Here is a 22,021-nt window from a genome sequence, read left to right as displayed (position 1 = left end):
TCACAGGCACCATTGTGTCGCTTTTTGTGGGAAGCGCGGCTCGATGGCCACGGTCGGAAAAGCCTGCACGCAGGCAAGCTGGCTGCATTCCAACCAAGGAGGCTCATCGTGGACACCCAGTCGATTGAAAAAATTGCCGGCATCGCGATCCCCGATACCGCGCTGGTACGCGACGCCACAGACTTCATTCGCGATGCCGAAGACGACTTGCTGTTCGACCATTCCCGGCGGGTCTTCCTCTTCGGCGCGCTACAAGGCCGCCGCCGGGGGATACAGCCCGATCTGGAATTGCTGTATGTCGCCGCGATGTTTCACGACCTCGGCCTCACCGAGCGCTACCGTTCATCCACTCTGCGTTTCGAGGTAGACGGCGCGAATGCGGCACGCGACTTTTTACTGCAGCGAGGCGTCGACGAAGCCGACGCTCGCACCGTGTGGCTGGGTATCGCTTTACACACCACGCCCGGTGTGACCGAATTCCTGGAACCCGAAATCGCGTTGGTCACAGCCGGCGTCGAGACCGACGTGGTCGGCATCGGTCGGGATGATCTCTCGCCCGAAGCGCTGGCGGCCGTTACCGCCGCACACCCGCGGCCCGATTTCAAACGCCGCATCCTGGCCGCCTTTACCGACGGCATGAAGGGCCGCCCTCGCACTACCTTCGGCACCATGAACGCCGACGTCCTCGCACACTACGACGAGTCGTTCGTCCGCGACGATCTGGTCGAGATGATCCTCAACAACACCTGGCCCGAATAACTCAACGAAAGGGAAATCCGCGATGACAACTTCGCTGTCGGTCAACCGTCGAAATGTCCACGAGGTGCGGGCATTCCAAGCTCCGGCCAGCTTGCTGGAAGATCTGCAGAAGGTACTCGTCGACTTGATCGAGTTGCACCTGCAAGGGAAGCAAGCGCACTGGAACCTCGTCGGGACGAACTTCCGAGACCTGCATCTGCACCTTGACACCATCGTCGAGACCGCCCGTGAGGCCAGCGACACGATTGCCGAGCGCATGCGCGCGCCCTCGACGCCGTCCCCGACGGCCGCTCCGACACGGTCGTGACGACAACGACCGTTCCCTCCGCGGCACCCGGCCTACTCGGCAGCGCGGAAGCGGTCGAGATGATCACCGGTCGGATCTACGCCGTCGTCGACACCCTGCGCAGCGTGCATGACGGCGTGGACGCCGCGGATCCCTCGACCGCCGACTTGCTGCACGCGGTCATCGATGCGCTGGAAAAGCAAGCTTGGATGCTGAAGTCGGAAATCAACACCCCCTGAGCTAAGAGAAGGTAGCAGTGAGTGGTCTGCGGATCCTTTTGTGCCACATACGTATCAGAGTGCCCGGAGGCGTTCGGCAGCCGTTGCTGACCCAAGGCCGGACATGCTGCGATATCTGGTCAAGCCACCCAGGTTTTGCGACAATGCATCCTGGGTACAAACACGCGAGCTTTTGAAGTGACAGTGCGCAGCTGATACGAAAGTGAGGGTCTGATGAAATCCCAACCTAGAATCGCGATCGCACTCGTCGGCGGTGCGGCCATGCTTTCGTTCGCGGTCGGATGTGGCGGGGGCGAAAAAGGCGGGCCGACGACGACCACCACGACCACCACGACGACTACAACCAGCGTGGCCCCGGCTCCGGCGCCGGCTCCCGGCGAACCGGGCGGCGGTGGCGGCCCCGGCGGTGGCGGTGGCGGTGTCCCCGGCGGACCAAGCGGCGGCGGCGGCCCCGGTGGCGGCGGCGGCCAAATTCCCGGCGGACCAAGCGGCGGCGGCGGCCCCGGTGGCGGCGGCGGCCAGATTCCTGGCGTCGGCGGCGGCGGTGGGGGACCGGGCGGCGGCGGTGGCTGCGTCGGCAACGTTTGCGGCGGATGGCCGTGATCGCGCGCCGCAAGTGAATTGAGCTACCGGCGAAACGTCCCCTTGCATAGGGCGCTCGGTCTAAGGTTCCGGGCAAATCCACTGCAAGGGGACCCGTCATGGCCAAGCTGAGATTCGGATATTTCATCGCACCGTTTCACCGCGCCGGCACCAACCCGACCCTGGCATTGCAGCGCGACTTGGAGTTCGTCGAACATCTCGACGCGCTTGGCTTTGACGAAGTATGGCTCGGCGAGCACCACTCGGCGGGCAGCGAGATCATCAGCTCGCCGGAAATCTTCATCGCCGCCGCCGCGCAACGGGCGAAACGGATCCGGTTCGGCACCGGCGTCATCTCGCTGGCGTATCACAATCCGCTGTGGGTCGCCGACCGGCTGATGCTGCTCGATCACCTCACGCACGGCCGGGTGATCGGGGGGATGGGGCCGGGCTCGCTGCCCACCGATTCAGCGATGATCGGACTCAGCCCGACCGACACCCGCGAGCTGCTGGAAACCAACCTCGACATCGTCGTACGCCTGCTGGCGGGGGAGACAGTGACGGCAAAAACCGCGACCCACGAGCTGTTCGACGCCCGGTTGCAACTGGCGCCGTACTCCGATGGCGGGATCCCACTGGCCGTCGCTGCGGTCGCCTCACCGACCGGCGCGCGGCTGGCCGGCAAGCACGGCATCGGGCTGCTGTCGATCGGTGCGACGCTGACGATTGAAGGCTTCGACGCGCTCGCCTATCACTGGGGCATCGTCGAAGAGCGTGCTGCGGCCTTCGGCACCCGCGTTGACCGCACTAACTGGAGTCTCGTTGGGCCGATGCATATCGCCGAGACCGATGAGCAGGCGCGCGCCGACGTGAAATTCGGTATCGAGCCGTGGTTCCACTATTTCCAGAAGGTGGCGGCCTTCCCGCAGATGACCATGCCGGGGGATCGGCTCGACGAGATGATCGACATGATCAACGACAACGGAGCCGGCGTGATCGGCACGCCCGAGCGGGCGCGCGCGCAGGTCCAGCGGCTGTGGGATCAGTCCGGCGGCTTCGGCTGCATGCTGCAGATGGGCCACGAGTGGGCGAACCCGGCGGCGACCAAGCGGTCGGCCGAACTGTTCGCCGCCGAGGTGATACCCCACTTCCAAGGCCAGGCGCAACCAACACTCGATGCCGCTGCGCGGGCCACCGAAGTACGAGATGACCTCGCGCAGACCCAACTTCAGGCCATCGACCACATGACCAAGAAATATCAGGGCGAAATCGGTTCCGGCTAACCGACTTTGACCTCGCTAGTCTTCTTTGGCGATGAGCCGGCGCAGCGCCTCGTGATCGGACGCAAGGAGCTCCTCGATGCGCGGACGGTTCACCTCGGCGACAATGATCTCACCGACTTCTTGATGGACGTCGCTGAAGATGCCGTGCGACTTCATCTTCTCGGTCTGATACAGGTTGTCCTCAGTGGGGCTGACGTAGTGCACCCAGTCGGCCTTGAAGCGGTGCACCAACCAGAGATGGATCAGCGTCATCAGACGCTTCTGCCGCAACTTCTCTTCGAAGGTGTTCTGGTCGCGGACCGTGAGGATGGTGGTTTCGTGCCGGTCTTGGAACTGGCCGAAGATGACGTTGGCGAGCTTGTCCTCGGCGTCGCCGCCATCGCGGTAGATGATGAGCTCGAGCAATTCCGAGCCGGCGCGTTGCGGACGTAGCTGCACCCGCAGCTTCTCGTCGAGTTGATAATACTCGCTCCACATCGTCAGCCACTCCTCGAGCAGCTTGCGCGGCACTTCGGTCTGCACGAGGTGCTGGTGCTGAGTGGAGCCCTTGCCCATCGCCTTGGTGGTGGCCGTGCGCCCGGAGGACGCCAGCAGCGCGGCGTCGCTGCGCGGCCCGCCGACCAGGGTTTGCGGCGTGCGGTAGGGCGACTCGACCAGCCGCAGCTGCCGCTGCAGGCGGGCCAGCGCCAACATGCCGTCCTGTTGCAGCGCGGTGGCGAACTCTTCGGCGGCCAGGCCGTCGATCTGGTGGCCGCCGTAGGTAATGAAGTTGAAGACAAAGCCCATCTTGCCGAGTTCCTTGGGAAAGGCCTGCATCTCCTCGTCGGTCATGCCGGTGGTGTCCCAGTTGAACGAGGGGGAGAGGTTGTAGGCCAACATCTGGTCGGGGAACTCGGCATGGATCGCCTCGGCGAACTGGCGCGCGTCGGCGAGATCGGCCGTCTTGGTCTCCATCCAGAGCAGATCGGCGAAAGGCGCCGCCGCCAGCGATTTGCCGATCGCGTACGGGATGCCGCCGCGCACCTGGTAGTAGCCTTCGGGCGTCTTCGCCAGCTCGCAGTCCCATTTGGCGTCGGCGCCCAACTCCTTGGCCTTGGCGCGGGCGGTATACAGCGACGCACGCTCGGCGAACTGGCGCCACTCCGCGGCGCTCATGTCGCGCGCTTCGTCCTCGCTCTCGGCGAATTCGAGCACCTCCGCCACCGCCTCGCCGTAGGTCATCAGCCCGGCGGCGTCTTCCCAGGCATCGACGAACCGCGCCTCGACTTTGTCGTAGAGCGCGTCGATCGATTGGTCCCCGTCGTCCCGCCAGGATGCGGCCGCCTCGCCGATCAGGTCGAAGATGCCGTAGCGCTCCAGCCAGGTGTCCGCGGCGGCGTACTCGCCGTCGGGCAGCGAGTAGAGCAGGTGACCGTTGATCGCCGTGACACCCAACTCGTAGAAGCGCCGCATCATCGCCAGGAAGCAGGATTTATACGAGGGAATCTTCAAGTTGGTGGCGCCGAGAAGGAACGGCTGGTCGCGCTCGTCGGCGCGGCTGTCGATCAGGTTGCCGGCTTCGGCATCCGTGCGCGCGACGATGATCCCGGGCACACCCATCACGTCCAGCTGGAACCGGGCGCCGTTCAGGCGCTTGATTTGTTCATCCGAAGGAACCAAAACCTTACCGCCCTGATGGCCGCACTTCTTGGTGCCGGGTCGCTGGTCCTCGATGTGGTATCCGGGCACGCCGGCCTCGACGAAGCGACGAATCAGATTGCGCACGTGCGGATCACCGCCATGGCCGGTATCGGCATCGGCGATGATGAACGGCCGGAAGTCGACAGCCGGGGTGGACGCGCGTTCCGCTTCGCTCATGCGTTGCCGCAGGTACTCCTGATTGCGGTCGGCGGTGAGCAGGGCACGCACCAGCCCGGCGGCCTCCTCCGGCACCTGGCTCAGTGGGTAACTGGCCAGATCGGGCCCCGGATCCTCCGTCGTGGAGCCCTTCGCCGAGGTCGCCCACCCGCCGAGGTAGATCCCTTCGATGCCCATCCGCTTCATCGTCACCGCTTGCCCCGGCGAGTAGGGGCCGAAGGTGGTGATGCTCTTACGCTCGGCGAACAGCTCGCGCAGACGCTGGTAAAACGCCGTCGCCGCCTCTCGTGCCACGATGTAGTCGGCGGGGATCGTGCCGCGCTGCTCTACGATCTGGCGGGCCGTGTAGAGCCGAATGATCCCCTCGAAGCGCGGACTGTCGAAGTATCGCTGCGTAGCAGCGATATCCTGCTCGAACGGCGTGCGGGTCTCGGTGTCCGGCTCGATTGTGGTAGCCATGGTTTTACGCTCCTGTCCAGCGCGATTCCCCCCGACGATTGAAGTCTATCCCGGGTGGATTGTGGCGCGATTGTTTCGGTGATAGACGCGGAAGCTGCGGGATCGACCACACTCGACCCTGGTGCGCAAAATCCTTGGCAGACAACCGGATACACCCCTTAAGGCCCCTCGGTGAACGCAGGGCGCCGCGGTTCTGGCGTGCGCTGCGGCCCGCCGATTCGCGGGAGTCGGTCCATGTCGCTCATTCCTGCTCGCAATACCCCGCTGACACTGCAGCAAAACAACGAAATTCTGGCTTGTTGATCGCGGTTCGGGTGCCGAGGCGGCCGCCGCCTTCGGTAGGTTCACACCGTGCCCGACCTCGCCAACCGCCAGATCCTGCTGCGTCGCCGCCCGAGCGGGCTGGTGCAGCCCGGTGACACAGAATTGGTCACCACGCCGGCGCCCGAGCCCGCAGAGGGTGAGGCGTTGGTCCGCAATACCTACGTTGGAATCGATGCGGCCGTACGGACCTGGCTGAACGACCAGCCGGGCTACCTGCCGCCGGTGCAGTTGGGCGAGGTCATCCGGGCAGCCGGGATCGGCGAGGTGGTGGCAACCCGCTGCGACGCTTACGCGGTCGGCGATGTGGTCACGACGCTGTCGGGCTTCCAGGAATATGTCATCGTCCGAGACGATGTGTTCACCACACCGGTTCCCGGGCCGACGGTCGACCAGTTGGCGGTGATGTCGGTCTACGGCCCGACAGGCGCCACCGCTTACTTCGGGATGACCGACATCGGCCAGCCCCAGCCGGGTGAGACGGTGGTGGTCTCGGCGGCGGCAGGTGCCACCGGCTCGGTGGCCGGTCAGATTGCCAAAATCGCCGGTGCCCGCGTGGTGGGTATCGCGGGCGGTTCGGTGAAGTGCCGTGCGGTGGTCGAGGATTTCGGGTTCGACGCGTGCATCGACTATAAGGACGGTGAATTACCGGCCGCTCTCAAACAGCACTGTCCGCAAGGGGTGAACGTCTACTTCGACAACGTCGGCGGTTGGATCCTCGACGCAGTGCTGGGCCGCCTGGCGCCCAAGGCGCGGGTCGTGCTGTGCGGCGTCATCTCCAGCTACCTGACGGGCGAGCATCCCGGGCCGGCCAACTACGTGAACCTGCTGGCCAAAACCGCCCGCATGCAAGGGTTCAACGCCCTCGACATGTGGGGCCGCTTCGACGACGCCTTCGCTGACCTTCGCCGCTGGGAGCAGGAGGGCCGACTCGCGCACCGCGAGACAGTGTGCCAAGGCATCGAGTCGTGCGTCGACGCGCTCAACGGGCTGTTCACCGGCGCCAACATCGGCAAGATGCTGGTCAAGATCAGCGAACCTGAGCGGGCTTAAACCTAGCCGTCGATCTCGCCGGAGATTCTGCGCTCGATCGTTTTCTGCGCCGCGGCCGGTAACACGATCAGGCCGTCGAGCTCTTTGCGGGCGACGTCATAGGCTTGTTGCCGCTCCTGTGCAGTGGCGGCAGAGTCCGAAGCCACCCGAAACAGGCTCTGCGCGCGGGTAATCCGCTGCTGTGCAGCTTGGGAGAAGTCGTTGCGTCGCCGGCGGACGGCCTCGGACTCGGCCACGTCGAACGCGGTTACGTACTCTTGGACGGCGGCGAGGTACTGCGTTGCAGCTTCTCGGTCTTCGAGGAGGTCCTCGGCCTTCAGCGGCCGCAGGAAGTCCGCTTTCAACTTGGCTTTGTGGAAGCTCGCCGTGAGTGGATGGCGCATGTCGGTCATGAGCGGGAAGTCCAGCAGCTTGGTCAAGTTGAGTTCGTAATCCAGCCAGCGCTCATCGGTTCGGCTGTGCTCTTCGACGACGCGTTTGATCGACGTCCACTGGGCGGCTTGGCTGCCGGCCTTATTACCCGGAGGCTCGACGGCGGCGCCGCTTTCGGGTGATCCGGTTCGGGCGCGCCTCTGGTTGGCTGAGAACGCTTTGACTGCAGCGATGACCACGCCGGCCAGCGGCAATATCACGATGAGAAGCTCTGCCAGGCGGAACAGCAAGCCCATACCGCGATGATGCCACCACGGCCCGTGCTAGGACCGGGTCACATTCAAAGCCATACGTACAGGCGGGGATTGGCAGAGCCACGACGTTGCGCGTCTCGTACGAACGAAACCGGCGAGTCGAGTCCGGCCAGTTTGACGCTGATCGCCTCTGAAGTTGCCGAGATGGCCACTATCGTCCCGATGTCGTACTTGTGCTCATCGTCCCACCTGATCGCGGTGTGACAGCCGAGGTGATGCGCGGATAAGTCCTCTGGCGCGACCTCGACAGGACGCGACGACGGCGATGGCGGCTCAACGTTGCGTTGCTCGGCCGGCGGTGACTGCTCGGAGGCCTCGGACTCAGAGGCCTCCGACCAGGCGCGGTCATCGCCGAAATATTCCACATCGTCGCCGCTGCGCTCAATCCGATTCAGTGCGGACATCGTTCGCTGCGGGCCGGCGGCGTCGTCGACCCAGAGTTTCCAACCGGGCGGGGGAGACGGCCAGGATGGGTCCGGCGACCAGTCACGTGCCGGTACCCAACCCTCAGGCGGCTTGGGCCAGTTCGGCGGAGGGTTGTAGCGCATAAACAGTCACCGCCCCACAGTTGGTTCGTCTCCGACCAACCATATCCGGCGCACCCGAAGAGGGCGCTCAAGCCTGGCCATACACTGACCCCTCGTGGGCATTCTGTATGGCTTTGCGCCGTGGATCGTCTATTGGGTGCTTGTCGGCAACGTCCCTTTCGGTACGTCCGTACTGGTTGCGCTGGCCATTGCGCTCGTCGCTGTCCTGGCCGGGTGGGGACGACGCATGCCGGTGCGCACGTTCGAAATCGGCACTGTCGCCATATTTCTGGTGTTAGCGGTTGTGACGTTCACATCCAGTCAGCCGTTCCTGGAGCGATGGATTCAGCCGCTGAGCAGCGCCGGGATCTTCGTGGTGGCCCTTGCCGGGGCGCTGGTCGGCAAGCCTTTCGTCCGCGAGTTGGCCGAAATTGACCAACCCGCCGACGCAGTCAAAAGCGAACCGTTCGGTCGGGTCACAACGCTGCTGACGCGGATTTGGATCGCGGTTTTCGCCGCCATGACGGTGTCGTCATTGATCCCGCCGATCGTGGACGGCGACGCCACGATTCTCGACGCGAAGACGCCTGGAGCGTTCACCTGCTACTGGGTGATCCCATTCACGCTGTTCGCGCTGGCGGCGCTGACGTCGAGAATCTTGACCGACCGGCTGAGCACCCAAGTCGACAACGCGCCCCGTAAAACCACCTTCGTCGCCTACGACGAAGCCACCATCGACGAGCTGTACTACCTGGCTCAACAGCACGCCAACCGCGAAGTCGGTTCCGGCAAGGAGGCCTACGACGTCAAAGTCGGCGGACTGGGAACACCGCTGGTGGGAGACGACTCTCGAAAATCGTGGCCAGCCACATACAAGGTTCGCGAGGGGCGGCATTAGACAGAAGCACGCCAAAGTGGCGGATGAGTCGACCGACCCGACAGATTTCCCGACTTGTGCTCCCTGAACGAGCCCGTGGAAGACCAACCCGGTTAGAGTCATCCCTCATGACGGTCTCGTCAAACCTCTGGGGTGACGAATGGGATAGTCCGCCGCAGCGCCACGTCGCACGACACCGAATGCTCAGCCGCAGACAAGCGCGACGGATGAGCCGGAGCTTCGCCGGTGTGGGAGTTGGAATCCCAGCGACGCGTCTGCTGGAAATCGCGGGCGGTGCGCCGTTGGTCTCTGACGAGTACGTCGATGTGAATTTCGCGCTGGCCGCAATGGAGATAGAGCGCCAGCAGCGCCACGCAAAGGTCACGCGCGGCCGGCGCAGCGCGGTTCAGTGGCTCATCGTCGCCGGCTTGGTTCTCGCCTCGATGAACCTGCTCATGTGCATGGCTTACGTCTTCATCAGTCTGGTCCTCCACGAGTCGGCGTTGTGAAGCGCCACATGGCCCTCGCAGCTAGCAGGAGCTGACGGCTCGGGCTCCTAGACTGCGGGTCATGGGGCTGCTACAGATCGAGGACTGCCTGGACGCCCAGGGCGGCATTGTGTTGCCGCCAGACGTCACGCTGATCTCTCTGATCGACCGCAACATCGCCCACGTCGGCGACTCGGTGGCATATCGCTACCTGGACTACACCGGCGCCGTCGACGGGCATGCCGTCGAACTGACCTGGGCCCAATTCGGCGTCCGACTGCAAGCGATCAGTGCGCACCTGCAACAACTGGCAGCTTGCGGTGATCGGGTAGCGGTCCTGGCGCCGCAGGGCATCGACTATGTCGCCGGCTTTTTCGCAGCGGTCAAAGCGGGCACCATTGCGGTGCCGTTGTTCGCGCCGGAATTACCCGGCCACGCCGAACGGCTCGAGACGGCGCTGCGTGATTCAGAACCCGCGGTGGTCCTCACGACAGCGGCCGCGATCGAAGCCGTCCAGCCGTTTCTGCAGAAGCTCTCGCATCTTCGAAGGCCCGAAGTCGTCGTCATCGACGAGATTCCCGACTCCGCGGGGCATGCGTTCGTCGATGTCGAGCTGGGCCTCGACGATATCTCCCACTTGCAGTACACGTCGGGCTCGACGCGGCCCCCGGTGGGCGTGGAAATCACCCACCGCGCGGTCGGCACCAACCTGCTGCAGATGATCCTGTCGATCGACCTGCTTGACCGAAACACCCACGGCGTCAGTTGGTTACCGCTCTACCACGACATGGGTCTGTCGATGATCGGCTTCCCGGCGGTATATGGCGGACATTCCACCTTGTTGTCGCCAGCTGCCTTTGTCCGACGGCCGCAGCGGTGGATTCACGCGTTGGCCGCTGAGTCGCGACATGGGCGTGTGGTCACCGCCGCACCGAACTTCGCCTACGAGTGGACGGCGCAGCGCGGTCTGCCCGCACCGGGTGAGGATATCGACCTGAGCAACGTCGTGATGATCATCGGATCCGAGCCGGTCAGCATCGATGCGATAACCACATTCCGCGATGCGTTCGCGCCCTACGGGCTGCCACGCACGGCGATCAAACCCTCCTACGGCATGGCAGAGGCGACCTTGTTTGTCTCGACTATCGACCCCGCTGCCGAGGCGACCGTTGCCTACTTCGACCGCGAGCAACTGGCTGCCGGTCACGCCGCGCGAGTGCCGGCCGACGCCCAGAACGCGGTGCCACAGGTCTCGTGCGGTCGGGTCGCTCGCAGCCAGTGGGCCGTGATCGTCAACCGTGACACCGACGAAGAACTGCCCGACGGTCAGGTCGGCGAAATATGGCTGCAAGGCAACAACATTGGTCGCGGCTACTGGGGGCGTCCGAACGACACCCGGCGGGCCTTCGGCGCCAAGCTGCAGTTGCGGCTCAGAGAGGGCAGCCACGCCGACGGCTCACCGATCGAAGGCACCTGGCTGCGGACCGGGGACATGGGGATGTATCTCGACGGGCAGCTCTACGTCACCGGACGAATTGTCGACCTGGTGACCGTTGACGGCCGCAACCACTATCCGCAGGACATCGAAGTGACCACCGCGGAGGCTTCGCCGATGGTGCGACGTGGCTATGTCGCGGCGTTTTCCGCACCGGCCGACGAATTGCCGGGAGCCGACACCGGCGATACCGGCCCGCGCCTGGTGATCATCGCGGAACGCGCCGCCGGAACCAGCCGCGCTGACCCGCAGCCGGCGATCGACGCGATCAGGGCGGCGGTATTGGACCGCTATGGGCTAGCCGCCGCCGATGTGCGCTTACTTCCGGCGGGCGCCATCCCGCGCACGACCAGCGGCAAGCTGGCTCGGCGGGCCTGCCGCGCTGAATACCTCAGCGGCGCTTGGGGTGTGCATTAGAAGCCCTTGCCCGTACCGTGGAAAAGTGCGGTGGATCGTCGACGCCATGAACGTGATCGGCAGTCGCCCGGACGGTTGGTGGAAGGACCGCCCCCGGGCGATGGCCCGGCTTGTGGAGCAGCTCGAGCGCTGGGCATCGAGGGAAGGTCATCAGGTGACGGTGGTCTTCGAGCGGCCGTCCAAGCCACCGATTCGCTCATCGGTGATCGAGGTAGCCCACGCACCCAAGGCGGCCGCGAACTCCGGTGACGACGAGATCGTCCGTCTGGTCCTGGCCGATGGTCAACCGCAGGAAATCAACGTCGTGACATCGGACATCGCGTTGGCCGATCGGGTCCAGAACTCAGGCGCATCCGTCTATCCGGCGGCGAGCTTTCGGAGACTGGTCGACCCACCCGAAGCGGGGCTGTGATGCGGAATGGTTGGACGGAAAGGTTGTGGGCCGAGGCGGCCGGTACCTATGCGGCGATCCTGGAGCACCCGTTCCTCACGGGCCTCACCGACGGCCGCCTGGACCCAGACATCTTCGCCCACTACGTCGCCCAGGACGCGCACTACCTGCACGACTTCGCCCGCGCGCTGACCGTCGTGGGCAGCAAGGCGCCCACTTACGATCGTGTCGGCATGTTCGCGCGGCACGCCGCCGGCATCGTCGAGGTCGAGCTCGCCCTGCACGAGTCGCTGTTGTCCGAGCTGGGCCTCCAGAACCCCGACACCATGCCGGTCGCACCGACGACCCGCGCCTACACGAGCTATTTACTGGCCACCGCGTACGGCGGCACCTTCGCCGATGGGCTCGCCGCAGTGCTGCCGTGCTACTGGATCTATGCCGAGGTTGGGGCCCAGTTGGTCAAGCGCGGCTCGCCCGATCCGCGCTACCAGCGCTGGATCGACACCTACGCCGACGACGAATATCGGACCACCGTCGCCGAGGTTCTGGCGCTGGCCGACGACGTCGGCCAGACCTTGTGCGCTACCGAAGAAGTCCGCGCCCGGGCACATTTCGCCACGACAGCCCGCTACGAGTGGATGTTTTGGGACGCCGCCTGGCGGCGCGAGGTGTGGCCTCTCTGACGCCGCCGCTACGTCTCAAGACGATCACAGCTACATACCGATGCGTACGGTGATCTGGCGCAACGGCATCGATGCACAAATCATGGCACATGGTGCAATAGCGGCATGCGCGTGAGGGATACGCGCACGGGGGTACTTCTTCTGCAATGCGGGTGGCAGACATCAGAACGGCTCAATAGGAGGTAAGCACGGCATGATGACGAACTGGGCTCACCCCCAAATGTCTTCTGATCTGCAAAGCGGTCGTATCCTCGACACGGCACAGGGGATTCTGATCGGCCTTCGCCGGTGCACTTCGGAGACGGCTTTGCACGAACTGCTCGGCGCGGCACAACGTCACCAGATGCCGGTGTTCGCAATGGCTTGGGCGCTCGTCCATCTCGCGGGCGGCGGCGGAAAGTCGTCGCACAGCTTCATCGATGCGCAGTCAGCGGCCCGCGTTGAATGGGGCCGGCTCTTTCCCGGGTCTGCTGTAGCGCTTTGTTGAAAAGCCTAGGCAGCGTTTGCCGCAATCGCCTCGATGACTGCGGACGGATCATCGAGTGCAACAAAGGTTTTCGCGTCGGGAGCTTCGATCAGCTTGCCATTGCTGAATAACCCGGCCAGGCGTCGACCCAAGTCCGGGGTGAAGCAGCGGTCCCGCTGGCCCCACACCAGCGTCACCGGCTCGGTAAACCGGGGGAGGCGGGTCGCCACATCGGTGAGATCGGCGGTGGCCACCTGACGCAGCAGCGCCGCAAGGTCGCGGCAGATGCGTGAGTCCCGCAGGCAGGGTTGCAGCCATGCGGAAGTGAGGTGTGGATCGGGCTGGTTGGACAGTAGGCCGAAGCCGAGTGGCGATCGGCGCAGCACCTGCAACCGCATCAGTCCGAAGAGCGACTTGATCGACATCGGTCCGCGAAGCAAGCCAAATGCGATGTCGAACGGGTAAGGCGGGCACTGGTCGAAGGCGTCGCAGTTGGTGAGCACTAGGCGGGCGATCCGGTCCGGATAGTCGTCGACCATCAGCTGACACAACCCTCCTCCGGTATCGCTGCCGACCAGCGTCACATCGGACAGGTCAAGAGCGACGATCGCGTCGTTGATCATCTCCGCGACGCCGGATAGCGAGAGTGTGGCGGCGTCGTTAACCGGGATGGTGTGTGAGCCCAGCGGCCACGTGGGCACAATGCAGCGAAAACCGCGGAGCGCCAATTCTTCGACGACGCCGCGCCAGAGTCGCCCGTCGACCAGGATGCCGTGGACGAACAGCACGGTGTGCGCCGAATCCTGCGGCCCGAATTCCTGATATTCGATCGTGGCTTGCTTGAGTGCGAGCTTGGCCATGGCGGTCGTTCCTCCTTGAATAGTCGGTCTCAGGCTCTAGCCGAAATCGAAGTGCAACGCTGCTGCCAGATCCATGTGGCGAGCTGCCAGATACTGCCAACACCAGGTCAACGGCGGGGAATAGAACCCCGGGCTGTGCGTTCTCAGTCGGCGTGAAACGCTTCAGCGAAACCGAACGCCAGGAGTTCCTCGCAGCCAAGCACGTCGCCGTGCTGTCGGTCGCAGCCGCCGACGGCCGGCCGCCGGCCAGTGTCCCGATCTGGTATGACTACACGCCCGGAGGAAACATCCTGATAAACACCTCGCCGTCTACTCGCAAGGCTCGGCTCATCGAGCGCGCGGGCACGGTAACTGTGGTCGTTCAACGCGAAGAGCTGCCCTATCAATACGTGGTCGTCGAGGGCACCGTCGTCGATACCACCACACCCAGTCCTGTGGAGGCGCGGGAAGCCATCGCCATCCGTTACCTCGGCGAGGATGGTGGGCGCGCATTCGTTCGTGACATCGAGCCCGCGGACAACGTGTTATTCACCATCCGACCCGACCGGTGGCTCAGCGCTGATTTCACCGGTGATCTCTAGCCCCTGCTGACGTCACTGGCGGCCGGAGCGGCGGGCCGACTCGGCCTCCTGCGCCATCCGGCGCATCGTGGCCAATAGCGGCTCGTAGAGCAAGGTTCCGATCACCAGGTGCTCGATCGCGGTTGCGCGCTCCGCCTCGGCGGTGACCGCTTCCACTTCGCCCTGCGCGAGGCCGCCGAGTGCCGCTGCGTACCGGTCGAGCCGCGCGTCGCTGGCCGGGAATGCAAGGTTGTCGAGCCGGTCGAGCGCGCCGGCGAGCACGGGGCGGTGCGGGCTGTCGGGCGCCAGGTCCCAGCCGTGCCGGGCAAGCAGTGCATCAACACGCTCCGTCGACCCGCCGCTCGGTTCCTCGCCGAGAGTGGGGGACAGGAGCCACTGCGCGGTTCCGAGCGCGCGGTGCAACGGCACCGACTCGTCGTCGACCACCTCGAGGATCCGCTGCACCGCCTCGAGCTGCAGCCCGGCCACCTCAACCAAAGCACGGATGAGGGCGAGCCGACGCAGGTGCGAATCGTCGTATGTCGCCCAGGTGCTGCTCTGATGCTCACCGCGCTGAAGCAGCCCGAGCCGCAGGTAGTACTTGATGGTCGAAGCGGCGACCCCGCTCCGTGAAGACAGCTCAGCCAGTCGCATGAGTCCATCTTGACATATCAGGTAGCGAAGGTATCCAATAAATTGGATAGCAACAGTATCCGATCGAGAGGCGACTCGATGTCTGACGTCACCCGGATCCTTGCCGGGATCCTGCTACTGTCCCTGGTCACCGTGGAGACTGGCGGCCTCTACCTGGTGAAGCTGGTGCGTGGATCCGCCCCGGCCACACCGTTTCAGATGTCGTTCGCGCGTGCGGGGCATGCCCACGCGGGGGTGTTGTTGATCCTGTCGTTAACCGCCTTGCTCTACGCCGAGGCTGTGGACATGGCGGGCTTCTGGGGTTGGCTATCGCGCATCGGGGTGCCGATCGCGGCGTTGTTGATGCCGAGCGGCTTCTTCTTCTCATCGATGGGGGCGGGTCGCGAACGCCCCAACGCGCTGATCGCCCTTGTGTACGCCGGCGGGTTGATGCTCGCGGCAGGCCTGGCCTCGCTCGGCATAGGACTACTCACGGCCTGAGCGCCCCGACCGATCACCCGGGCGTTTTGGCGTCGGCAGTGACACCATGATTTTTGTGGATAGCGTCTGCCGATGACTCACATTGACCTGGATGACCTTTCGACCAGCGAACACGGGTATACCGTGGGCGACGCGCGGACGACGACGCTCCCGTCCTGCTCGACCGCAACGGCGATCCGGTCGACACCTGGCGCGAGAACTACCCCTACCACGAGCGAATGCCGCGCGACGAGTATGAGCCGCTGAAGCGACGACTGCAGATCGAGCTGCTGAAGCTGCAGAAATGGACCAAGCGCACTGGCGCTCGTCATGCGATCTTGTTCGAGGGCCGCGATGCCGCTGGTAAGGGCGGAACGATCCAGCGATTCATGGAACATCTGAACCCGCGCGGCGCGAAGGTAGTGGCGCTGGATAAGCCCAGCGAACGCGAAAGCACCGAATGGTACTTTCAGCGCTACGTTGCCCACCTGCCTGCAGGCGGTGAGATAGTGCTGTTCGACCGGTCGTGGTACAACCGCGCAGGTGTGGAAAAGGTGATGGGGTTCTGCACTCCCGAGCAATATGACAAATTCATCCGGCAGGCACCAATTTTCGAGCAGTTGCTTGTCGACGACGGGATCAGCCTGACAAAGTTCTGGTGCTCGGTATCGCGGGCAGAGCAGCGCACGCGGTTCGCCATCCGAATGGTTGACCCTGTCCGGCAGTGGAAGTTTTTTCGCCGATGGACATCGAGTCAATCAACAGATGGGATATGTACACCGCGGCCAAGGAAAAGATGTTCGACGCGACGGACACCGATTTCGCGCCGTGGATTGTGGTCAAAAGCAACGATAAGAAGCGGGCCCGGATCAACGCCATGAGGCACTTCCTCGACAAGTTTGACTACGATGAAAAAGATCGCGACGCAGTGGGTCAGGCCGATCCGCTGATAGTGGGACGCGCCTTGGCCGACTGACGCGAGACCTATTGTCGCAGCGTGGATTCGATGGAAGCGAACACAGTGAGCTGTAACCGTGTAGCCGTTTCTCCGCTCGTCCTCGGCACGATCATGTGGGCACTCGTCGGGTGTACAAAGGCAACTACGCCGCCAACAGAAGTAGCCGCTGCAACGCTCGTGTCAACCACAACGGTGGCGGCGGCGCCGAGCATGCCCGAGGGAGTGCAGCCCAGGCTGGCGTCAGACCCCGCGCAACTGGCGGACGACCTTGTCGCCGACGAGCTCGCGCTGCGTGTCGTGTCGACGGCGGAGGCAACGCTGGAGACGGCGGCGCGCCGGCAGCAGGCGGCCTATCGGGCCATCGGGCGACACCCCGAATGGGATGCGATCACGCGTCCCCGCATCCCACCGTCGTTACTCGAGGTCTACTACCGCAATATCGATGCGCGCCGGCAGCTCATGGCGATGGCAGAGGTGAAGGACACGCTGCCCGCGTGGCGCATCGAGCCTCCAGTCCCAGCCGACGAACTGTTGGCCTATTACCACCAGGCGGAGTCGGAGTCCGGCGTTGACTGGGCCTGCCTGGCCGCGATCAACCTCATCGAATCCGGCTTCGGGCGCATCGTGGGGCCGAGCACCGCTGGCGCGCAGGGCCCAATGCAGTTCTTGCCCTCCACGTTCGGCGCCTACGGCGAGGGCGGCGATATCCACTCACCGCGCGACAGCATCTTGGCAGCGGGGCGCTACCTCGCGGCCAATGGCTTTGCCAGCAACCGTGATCACGCCCTCTACCGGTACAACCACGCGAACGAATACGTCCAGGCGGTCAACCAATACGCCGCGGTGCTCGCAGCCGATCCCGTCGCGTTTAACAGCTACTACCGGTGGGATGTCTATTACTACACGACCGCGGGAGATGTGTTGCTGCCCATCGGTTACGCTGCGCCGTCACGGATCGCGGTCGACGACTACCTGGCAACCCACCCGCAGTAATTCGTCGTGGCGCGGCGAGCGTGCGTCAGATGTCAACGGCGCCTTCACTAGCCGGTTGTCTTGACGACGAGCTTGCCGACATTCTTGCCGTCGAACAGCATATTGATCGCCGTCGGCAATTGCTCAAAGCCCTCGACGACCGTCTCGAGCGGCGTGAGCCTGCCCTCGGCGATCAGGCCGGCGATTTCGGCGGTTGCTTCTGGCGCCTGGCCGAAGTGGTCGAGAACAATGAAGCCCTGCAACGTGGCACGCTGGACGAGCAGGTTGCCGAACGCGCGCGGTCCAGGCGGCGGGTCAGCCGAGTTGTAGCCGGAGATCAGCCCGCATAGCGCAACGCGCGCGCGAATGTTGAGGCGCGCGAAGATCGCGTCCATGATGTCGCCGCCGACGTTCTCGAAGTCGATGTCGATGCCGTTAGGCGTCGCCGCGGCCAGCTGGGCGGCCCAGTCGTCGGCGCGGTGGTCGACGGCCGCATCAAACCCCAGTTGCTCGGTCAGCAGCGCACACTTCTCGGGGCCGCCGGCGATTCCGACCACACGCGCGCCATCGGCCTTGGCGAGCTGACCGGCAACCGAGCCGACCGCGCCGGCCGCGGCCGAGACGACGACCGTCTCACCCGGCTGAGGTTTGCCGATGTCGCGGATCCCGATCCACGCCGTAAGCCCCGTCATCCCGAGCGCGCCGAGATATGCGCTGGGGGAGACACCCTCGGCGACCTCAACCGGCAGCAACGGCATCGCGTCCGAGACGACCGCATACTCCTGCCAGCCGACAAGACCCTGCACCATCTGGCCGACCGCATAGTGCGGGTTCTTCGACGCGATCACTTCACCCAGCCCACCTGCGCGCATAACCTCGCCGATGCCGACCGGCGGCAAATACGACGGCATGTCATTGATCCACGCTCGGTTCGTCGGATCGAGCGAGATCCAATCGACGCGTACAAGTGCCTCGCCGTCGCCGATCTCGGGGACCGCCTCGTCGCTGAGTTCGAACGTGTCAGGGCCAATGCGTCCGGTGGGACGTTCGCGGAGGAGGAAGCGGCGGTTTCGATCGGACATGAGCGCACCGTACCGGACGCGGCCTGCTGGAGGCCTACGGGGAAGCGGCTGTGCTGCTCTGCTCGATCCACTGGGTGAGCGCATCCCCGAGCGCGGTCGCGAGACTCACACCGGCGGCGTTGGCGGCCTCCTCGAACCGCTCGACCAAGTCCGTCGAGACCGAGGCGTTCACCTTGGTGCGCTGCGGTTTCGGCTTCGGCGACGAAGCTACGGGCACGTGTCGCGCGACAGTCGCGTCCATGGTTTCACGCAGCGCGGGAATGTCGTCGAGCAATCCGCCGAGATCATCGCGCCCAATACGCAGAACCTCGGCCGGGCCGGTCGTCGTTACGGTCGCAGAACGCAGCTGCCCGCGGCGCAGCACGGATTCCCCGATCATCTCGCCCGGCCCCACCACGGCAATGCGGTCCTGGCCGACGTACACCCCGGCCTCGCCGCTGAGCAGGATGTAGCAGGCATCCGACGGAGTCTGCTCATGAATCAGCGGCGATGGCCCCCTCGTCGATGTGCGATTTGCCGCTCGGACGAGACGCTCCAGCTCATCATCCGAGAACTTGTCGAATGCGGCGAACTCACGTAGCCGACGGGCGTCTTCGCTAAGGCCTTTTTCATCGGACTTCATAGTGGACTCCTGATGCGCGATGTGGCCGGACATCGAGAGCCTAACGCGGTTGTAGCGCGGGCAGCAGGTATTTGCGGGAGGCGATCGAGGCGCCTGGAAACCGATACGGTGTATTTCATGCCTCGCGTGGACTACGTCATCCAATATGTCGAGTCGCTCAAACGGTCGGTGACGTTCTACCGGGAAGTGCTCGGGCTCAAGGTGCGGACCGAAGGCGACGGCTACATCGAGTTCGACATGGATAACACCAAGTTCTCGCTTTTCGAACGGTCGAAGCTGCCGGAGCTCATCTGTCGCGAAGGCGGCAACCCACCCTGTGGCGAGATCGGCTTCCGGATCGAAGACGTGGATGGGGAAGCGGAGCGGTTGCGAGGGCTCGGCGTCGAGATCCTCAGCGGGCCGGTGGATCGACCATGGCAGGAACGGACGCTTCACATCGCCGACCCGGACGGCAACATCATTGAATTCGCGCAGAAGCTGCGATGATTCCGACGTCATACATGACCGTCGAACGCACGTAGGGCCTGCACGTGGACATCGGGGCCCGCCATGGCGATTTCGGCTAACGCTCTCCGTCCCGCAAGCCACCGCACTAGATCCGCGGACGTGGCGTCGAGAATCACCTCGGGACTCGACTCCGGGCCGACAGACCACCGACTGTTGCTGTCGCTGGTACCGACTGTCAACCGGATACCGGCGGGCAGCTTCTTGAGCTGATAGCGCAGCAGCAGCGGAATGACCTCCGCCAGTGTCGCCGGCACGGCATGGGCAAGGTCATTGAGCCCGATGAGATCGTCGTGATGCGTCCAGTATTCGAACAGGGCCAGCGGGGCCACCCGCGGCCGCAACAGCAGCCGTGGGATGGGCCGACGCAACCGGTCGATCAGTGCCGCGAAGCCGTGGCGTCGCGCAAGACGGATGGCGCTGTCGACGAGTTGTCACACCACCGATGCGTTCTTCCGCTGCGAGGTGGGCCGCGAGATCCAGCGCAGTCCACTCACCACACGCGGTGCGGGCCGACGCGCCGGCTTCGATCAACGACTCCGTTGATGCCGCCCGTTCCGCCTCGACGTCTTCCGCCATTGTCATGAGCAACAAGTTTGAAGTGCGTGCTCGAGGCGGTTGTCAGAGGGGCGCGATCCCCAGAGGCGGCGAGGCATATCGACCTCGACGAACCCTGGCGTGTTGATGGCCGAATCACTACGTCCGTCGGTTGTAGCGACCGGTCAGCGCTCAGCCACCCAGGCCTACGCTGTCGGTCAGTTCGAACTACATTCCGACGCGGCCGGGCTCCGGTGGTGGTCGACCCTGGAGGCAAGCTGGATTTAGGTGACATTGTTCGACCGTGCCCTCGGTGCGCTAAGCGTGCGCAGCATCCGGGCCCTCGCTATCGACGACGATGCAGTCACGGCCGCCGCGTCGCACCTTGGCCTCGCGTGAGAACAGTCAAACTCGCGCCGCCTCAGCAGTTCTCGCGAGCTTCAATGAGACGGGAATACCGCGGAAAGACAACATGATCGAACTCGTTGCCGTCGATGACTTTTCGTTTGGGCGGTGGTTGCCCGCCGTATTCGACGGTTCCGATGCACGTGAAAGCCGTCCGAGTCAATCGTCGGCCCTTCCTTGTCTTTCCGTTAAGTCAGGACCGACGTCGGCGAAGACCAAATTATCCGAGTCGGGCGTCGCGCAGAGCTTCTCGCGTTAGTCTTTGCCGATGATCGCGGGCGAGAAAGCGCCTGACTTCACTTTGTACGACCACACCGGTCGGCCTCGGACGCTGTCCGCGCTCCTTTCCGAAGGGCCGGTTGTGCTGTTCTTCTTCCCAATAGCGTCCTCACCGATCTGTACAGCCCAGGCGTGCCATTTTCGGGACCTGAGGAGCGAATTCGCCCAGTTGGGCGCCCAGCGCGTGGGCATCAGCACCGACACCGTCGACAGGCAGGCCCACTTCGCCCAACAGCGCTCGTTCGACTATCCGTTGCTCTCCGACACGGACGGGGTGGTGTCGGAGCTGTTCGGGGTACGCCGAGGCAGGCTAGCCAAGCTGCGTAGATCCGTCGTGGCGACTGAGGCGGCCCGGCATGGCCGACATGCTCGCCGTCGTGGTCTTCTGGCTCGGCTGCTGCCGGTGAGACGGACCACATTCGTCATAGACACCGACCGCGTCATACTCAAGGTCGTCTCCAATGAGGTACGCGCGTCGGTGCACGCCGACCAGACCTTGTGGTTCTTGAAGAACCACAAGGTGCCGGATAGTTCGCCGCATGTCCGGGACGAGCACACCGACGCGCATCACCAGCCGAAAGGCAAGGGCGAGCCGATCGGCGGCTGGTTCACAAAACCGGGAACAGCGAGCGAGCCGAGCCTGGTCCGGCCATACACGCCGGCGGCAGGCCACATCGCCGCTGGAGTCGAAGTGGCACTCGAAGCTCCGGTCAATACGCTCACCACCACAGTGAAGCCACCGCACTGGCCGAGAAACGACGTGCGTGGCCAGATCCTGACGTTTTGCGTACACAGTCCCTCGGTCGCAGAGATCGCCGCTCGGCTATCCTTGCCGCTCGGTGCGACGCGGTTCCTGGTCGACGATCTTGTGACGCAGGGTTATTTGCGGGTGCACACTTCCCTCGGTGACTCGATGACGATAGACGAACGACGGGAGCTGATTACAAGGACCCTGCAGGGGTTACGAGCACTGCGAGGGGCGGGGCAGGGGTAGCGCCCCGACGAAGAGCGTCATCTCCCGCGGGTTTAGGACTGCCAAAACGACGTTGGTGCCTGCCGAGCATTATCTCGCGGACCAGGCTGGCCGACCTCATAGCTGAGCGCAGGGATCGGCGTGGCCGCGGCTAACATTTCATGACGGTTTCAGTTGAGCAAAGGTACTGCAGCTTACCTGCGATGCGACGGCCGACATCGCTATTCGGCATTAGCGTTGGCTGCTATGGCCGGACTGTACAATTGCGTGAAGCGCTGGCGCACAGT

23 protein-coding genes and 2 pseudogenes are annotated in these 22,021 nt (G+C 64.3%); 17 read left to right on the top strand and 8 right to left on the bottom strand.

The genetic code is table 11. The annotated features are described in order from the left end of the window. Window positions 1-105: 105 nt before the first annotated feature. From AC5Y42_RS16505 to AC5Y42_RS16490, 4 genes and pseudogenes are all read left to right on the top strand, one after another. Window positions 106-759 (top strand): HD domain-containing protein, encoded by a 654-nt coding sequence (locus tag AC5Y42_RS16505; RefSeq protein ID WP_499899777.1) that lies wholly within the window; start codon window positions 106-108, stop codon window positions 757-759. Between the two features lie 22 nt (window positions 760-781). After that, window positions 782-1,284, top strand: a pseudogene (locus AC5Y42_RS16500) (Dps family protein). Window positions 1,285-1,497: 213 nt separating this feature from the next. Continuing rightward, entirely contained in the window at window positions 1,498-1,887 is a 390-nt protein-coding gene (locus AC5Y42_RS16495; RefSeq protein ID WP_499899672.1) for a hypothetical protein, read from the top strand. Window positions 1,888-1,985: 98 nt separating this feature from the next. After that, complete coding sequence (locus AC5Y42_RS16490; protein WP_499899671.1) at window positions 1,986-3,149, top strand: LLM class flavin-dependent oxidoreductase; 1,164 nt, start codon at window positions 1,986-1,988, stop codon at window positions 3,147-3,149. A 15-nt stretch (window positions 3,150-3,164) separates the two neighbouring features. Here the strand turns inward: AC5Y42_RS16490 and aceA are convergent, their stop codons facing one another. Next, a complete protein-coding gene (gene aceA / locus AC5Y42_RS16485; protein ID WP_499899670.1) occupies window positions 3,165-5,465 on the bottom strand; it encodes an isocitrate lyase ICL2 in 2,301 nt (766 codons plus the stop codon). Between the two features lie 351 nt (window positions 5,466-5,816). On the opposite strand from aceA, the gene AC5Y42_RS16480 reads away from it, so the two are divergent. Further along, on the top strand, window positions 5,817-6,839 hold the full coding sequence (locus tag AC5Y42_RS16480) for an NADP-dependent oxidoreductase (RefSeq protein WP_499899669.1): 1,023 nt from the start codon (window positions 5,817-5,819) through the stop codon (window positions 6,837-6,839). Window positions 6,840-6,841: 2 nt separating this feature from the next. Here AC5Y42_RS16480 and AC5Y42_RS16475 read toward each other — a convergent pair whose 3' ends face one another. Next, window positions 6,842-7,507, bottom strand: coding sequence for a hypothetical protein (locus AC5Y42_RS16475; RefSeq protein WP_499899668.1), 666 nt, complete (start codon window positions 7,505-7,507; stop codon window positions 6,842-6,844). Between the two features lie 44 nt (window positions 7,508-7,551). After that, window positions 7,552-8,073 carry a hypothetical protein gene (locus AC5Y42_RS16470; RefSeq protein WP_499899667.1) on the bottom strand — a complete coding sequence of 174 codons (522 nt, stop codon included), beginning with the start codon at window positions 8,071-8,073 and terminating at the stop codon, window positions 7,552-7,554. A gap of 94 nt (window positions 8,074-8,167) precedes the next feature. On the opposite strand from AC5Y42_RS16470, the gene AC5Y42_RS16465 reads away from it, so the two are divergent. The 6 genes from AC5Y42_RS16465 (at window position 8,168) to AC5Y42_RS16440 (ending at window position 12,890) form a co-directional block, all read left to right on the top strand. Beyond that, a complete protein-coding gene (locus tag AC5Y42_RS16465; RefSeq protein WP_499899666.1) occupies window positions 8,168-8,950 on the top strand; it encodes a hypothetical protein in 783 nt (260 codons plus the stop codon). A gap of 107 nt (window positions 8,951-9,057) precedes the next feature. After that, on the top strand, window positions 9,058-9,438 hold the full coding sequence (locus AC5Y42_RS16460; RefSeq protein ID WP_499899665.1) for a hypothetical protein: 381 nt from the start codon (window positions 9,058-9,060) through the stop codon (window positions 9,436-9,438). Window positions 9,439-9,499: 61 nt separating this feature from the next. Then, the gene (locus AC5Y42_RS16455; RefSeq protein ID WP_499899664.1) at window positions 9,500-11,329 is read left to right on the top strand and encodes a fatty acyl-AMP ligase; all 1,830 of its coding nucleotides are present in this window, start codon (window positions 9,500-9,502) and stop codon (window positions 11,327-11,329) included. Window positions 11,330-11,354: 25 nt separating this feature from the next. Beyond that, window positions 11,355-11,741: an NYN domain-containing protein gene (locus AC5Y42_RS16450; RefSeq protein ID WP_499899663.1), complete on the top strand. Its 387-nt coding sequence runs from the start codon at window positions 11,355-11,357 to the stop codon at window positions 11,739-11,741. Further along, window positions 11,741-12,403 carry a thiaminase II gene (tenA, locus tag AC5Y42_RS16445; protein WP_499899662.1) on the top strand — a complete coding sequence of 221 codons (663 nt, stop codon included), beginning with the start codon at window positions 11,741-11,743 and terminating at the stop codon, window positions 12,401-12,403. Before AC5Y42_RS16450 ends, tenA begins: the two co-directional genes overlap by 1 nt. Window positions 12,404-12,596: 193 nt before the next feature. Then, window positions 12,597-12,890 carry an ANTAR domain-containing protein gene (locus tag AC5Y42_RS16440; protein WP_499899661.1) on the top strand — a complete coding sequence of 98 codons (294 nt, stop codon included), beginning with the start codon at window positions 12,597-12,599 and terminating at the stop codon, window positions 12,888-12,890. A 5-nt stretch (window positions 12,891-12,895) separates the two neighbouring features. Here AC5Y42_RS16440 and AC5Y42_RS16435 read toward each other — a convergent pair whose 3' ends face one another. Continuing rightward, window positions 12,896-13,729, bottom strand: coding sequence for an alpha/beta fold hydrolase (locus AC5Y42_RS16435; protein ID WP_499899660.1), 834 nt, complete (start codon window positions 13,727-13,729; stop codon window positions 12,896-12,898). Window positions 13,730-13,881: 152 nt separating this feature from the next. Here AC5Y42_RS16435 and AC5Y42_RS16430 point away from each other — a divergent pair, with 152 nt between their 5' ends. Continuing rightward, complete coding sequence (locus AC5Y42_RS16430) at window positions 13,882-14,310, top strand: pyridoxamine 5'-phosphate oxidase family protein (RefSeq protein WP_499899659.1); 429 nt, start codon at window positions 13,882-13,884, stop codon at window positions 14,308-14,310. Between the two features lie 12 nt (window positions 14,311-14,322). Here AC5Y42_RS16430 and AC5Y42_RS16425 read toward each other — a convergent pair whose 3' ends face one another. Beyond that, entirely contained in the window at window positions 14,323-14,943 is a 621-nt protein-coding gene (locus tag AC5Y42_RS16425) for a MerR family transcriptional regulator (RefSeq protein ID WP_499899658.1), read from the bottom strand. A 78-nt stretch (window positions 14,944-15,021) separates the two neighbouring features. Between AC5Y42_RS16425 and AC5Y42_RS16420 the strand changes: the two genes are divergently transcribed. The 3 genes and pseudogenes from AC5Y42_RS16420 (at window position 15,022) to AC5Y42_RS16410 (ending at window position 17,353) form a co-directional block, all read left to right on the top strand. Beyond that, window positions 15,022-15,423: a hypothetical protein gene (locus AC5Y42_RS16420; RefSeq protein WP_499899657.1), complete on the top strand. Its 402-nt coding sequence runs from the start codon at window positions 15,022-15,024 to the stop codon at window positions 15,421-15,423. A gap of 72 nt (window positions 15,424-15,495) precedes the next feature. Further along, window positions 15,496-16,378 (top strand): annotated as a pseudogene (gene ppk2, locus AC5Y42_RS16415) (polyphosphate kinase 2). 192 nt (window positions 16,379-16,570) lie between these two features. Beyond that, window positions 16,571-17,353: a lytic transglycosylase domain-containing protein gene (locus AC5Y42_RS16410; protein ID WP_499899776.1), complete on the top strand. Its 783-nt coding sequence runs from the start codon at window positions 16,571-16,573 to the stop codon at window positions 17,351-17,353. Between the two features lie 47 nt (window positions 17,354-17,400). Here the strand turns inward: AC5Y42_RS16410 and AC5Y42_RS16405 are convergent, their stop codons facing one another. Together AC5Y42_RS16405 and AC5Y42_RS16400 are read right to left on the bottom strand one after the other, a co-directional pair. Further along, window positions 17,401-18,414, bottom strand: coding sequence for an NADP-dependent oxidoreductase (locus AC5Y42_RS16405; protein WP_499899656.1), 1,014 nt, complete (start codon window positions 18,412-18,414; stop codon window positions 17,401-17,403). A 34-nt stretch (window positions 18,415-18,448) separates the two neighbouring features. Further along, complete coding sequence (locus AC5Y42_RS16400) at window positions 18,449-19,036, bottom strand: cyclic nucleotide-binding domain-containing protein (RefSeq protein ID WP_499899655.1); 588 nt, start codon at window positions 19,034-19,036, stop codon at window positions 18,449-18,451. A 117-nt stretch (window positions 19,037-19,153) separates the two neighbouring features. Between AC5Y42_RS16400 and AC5Y42_RS16395 the strand changes: the two genes are divergently transcribed. Continuing rightward, window positions 19,154-19,522, top strand: a complete 369-nt coding sequence (locus AC5Y42_RS16395; protein ID WP_499899654.1) for a VOC family protein — start codon at window positions 19,154-19,156, stop codon at window positions 19,520-19,522. A gap of 8 nt (window positions 19,523-19,530) precedes the next feature. On the opposite strand, the gene AC5Y42_RS16390 is transcribed toward AC5Y42_RS16395, so the two are convergent. After that, window positions 19,531-19,911, bottom strand: coding sequence for a DinB family protein (locus AC5Y42_RS16390; RefSeq protein WP_499899653.1), 381 nt, complete (start codon window positions 19,909-19,911; stop codon window positions 19,531-19,533). Between the two features lie 839 nt (window positions 19,912-20,750). Here AC5Y42_RS16390 and AC5Y42_RS16385 point away from each other — a divergent pair. Continuing rightward, entirely contained in the window at window positions 20,751-21,755 is a 1,005-nt protein-coding gene (locus AC5Y42_RS16385; RefSeq protein WP_499899652.1) for a redoxin domain-containing protein, read from the top strand. Window positions 21,756-22,021: the final 266 nt, after the last annotated feature.

The sequence above is a fragment of the Mycobacterium sp. NGS48 genome (genome assembly GCF_059812585.1).
Note: the sequence above shows the minus strand (reverse complement) of the source record. Positions and strands in the feature narration are given on the sequence as shown.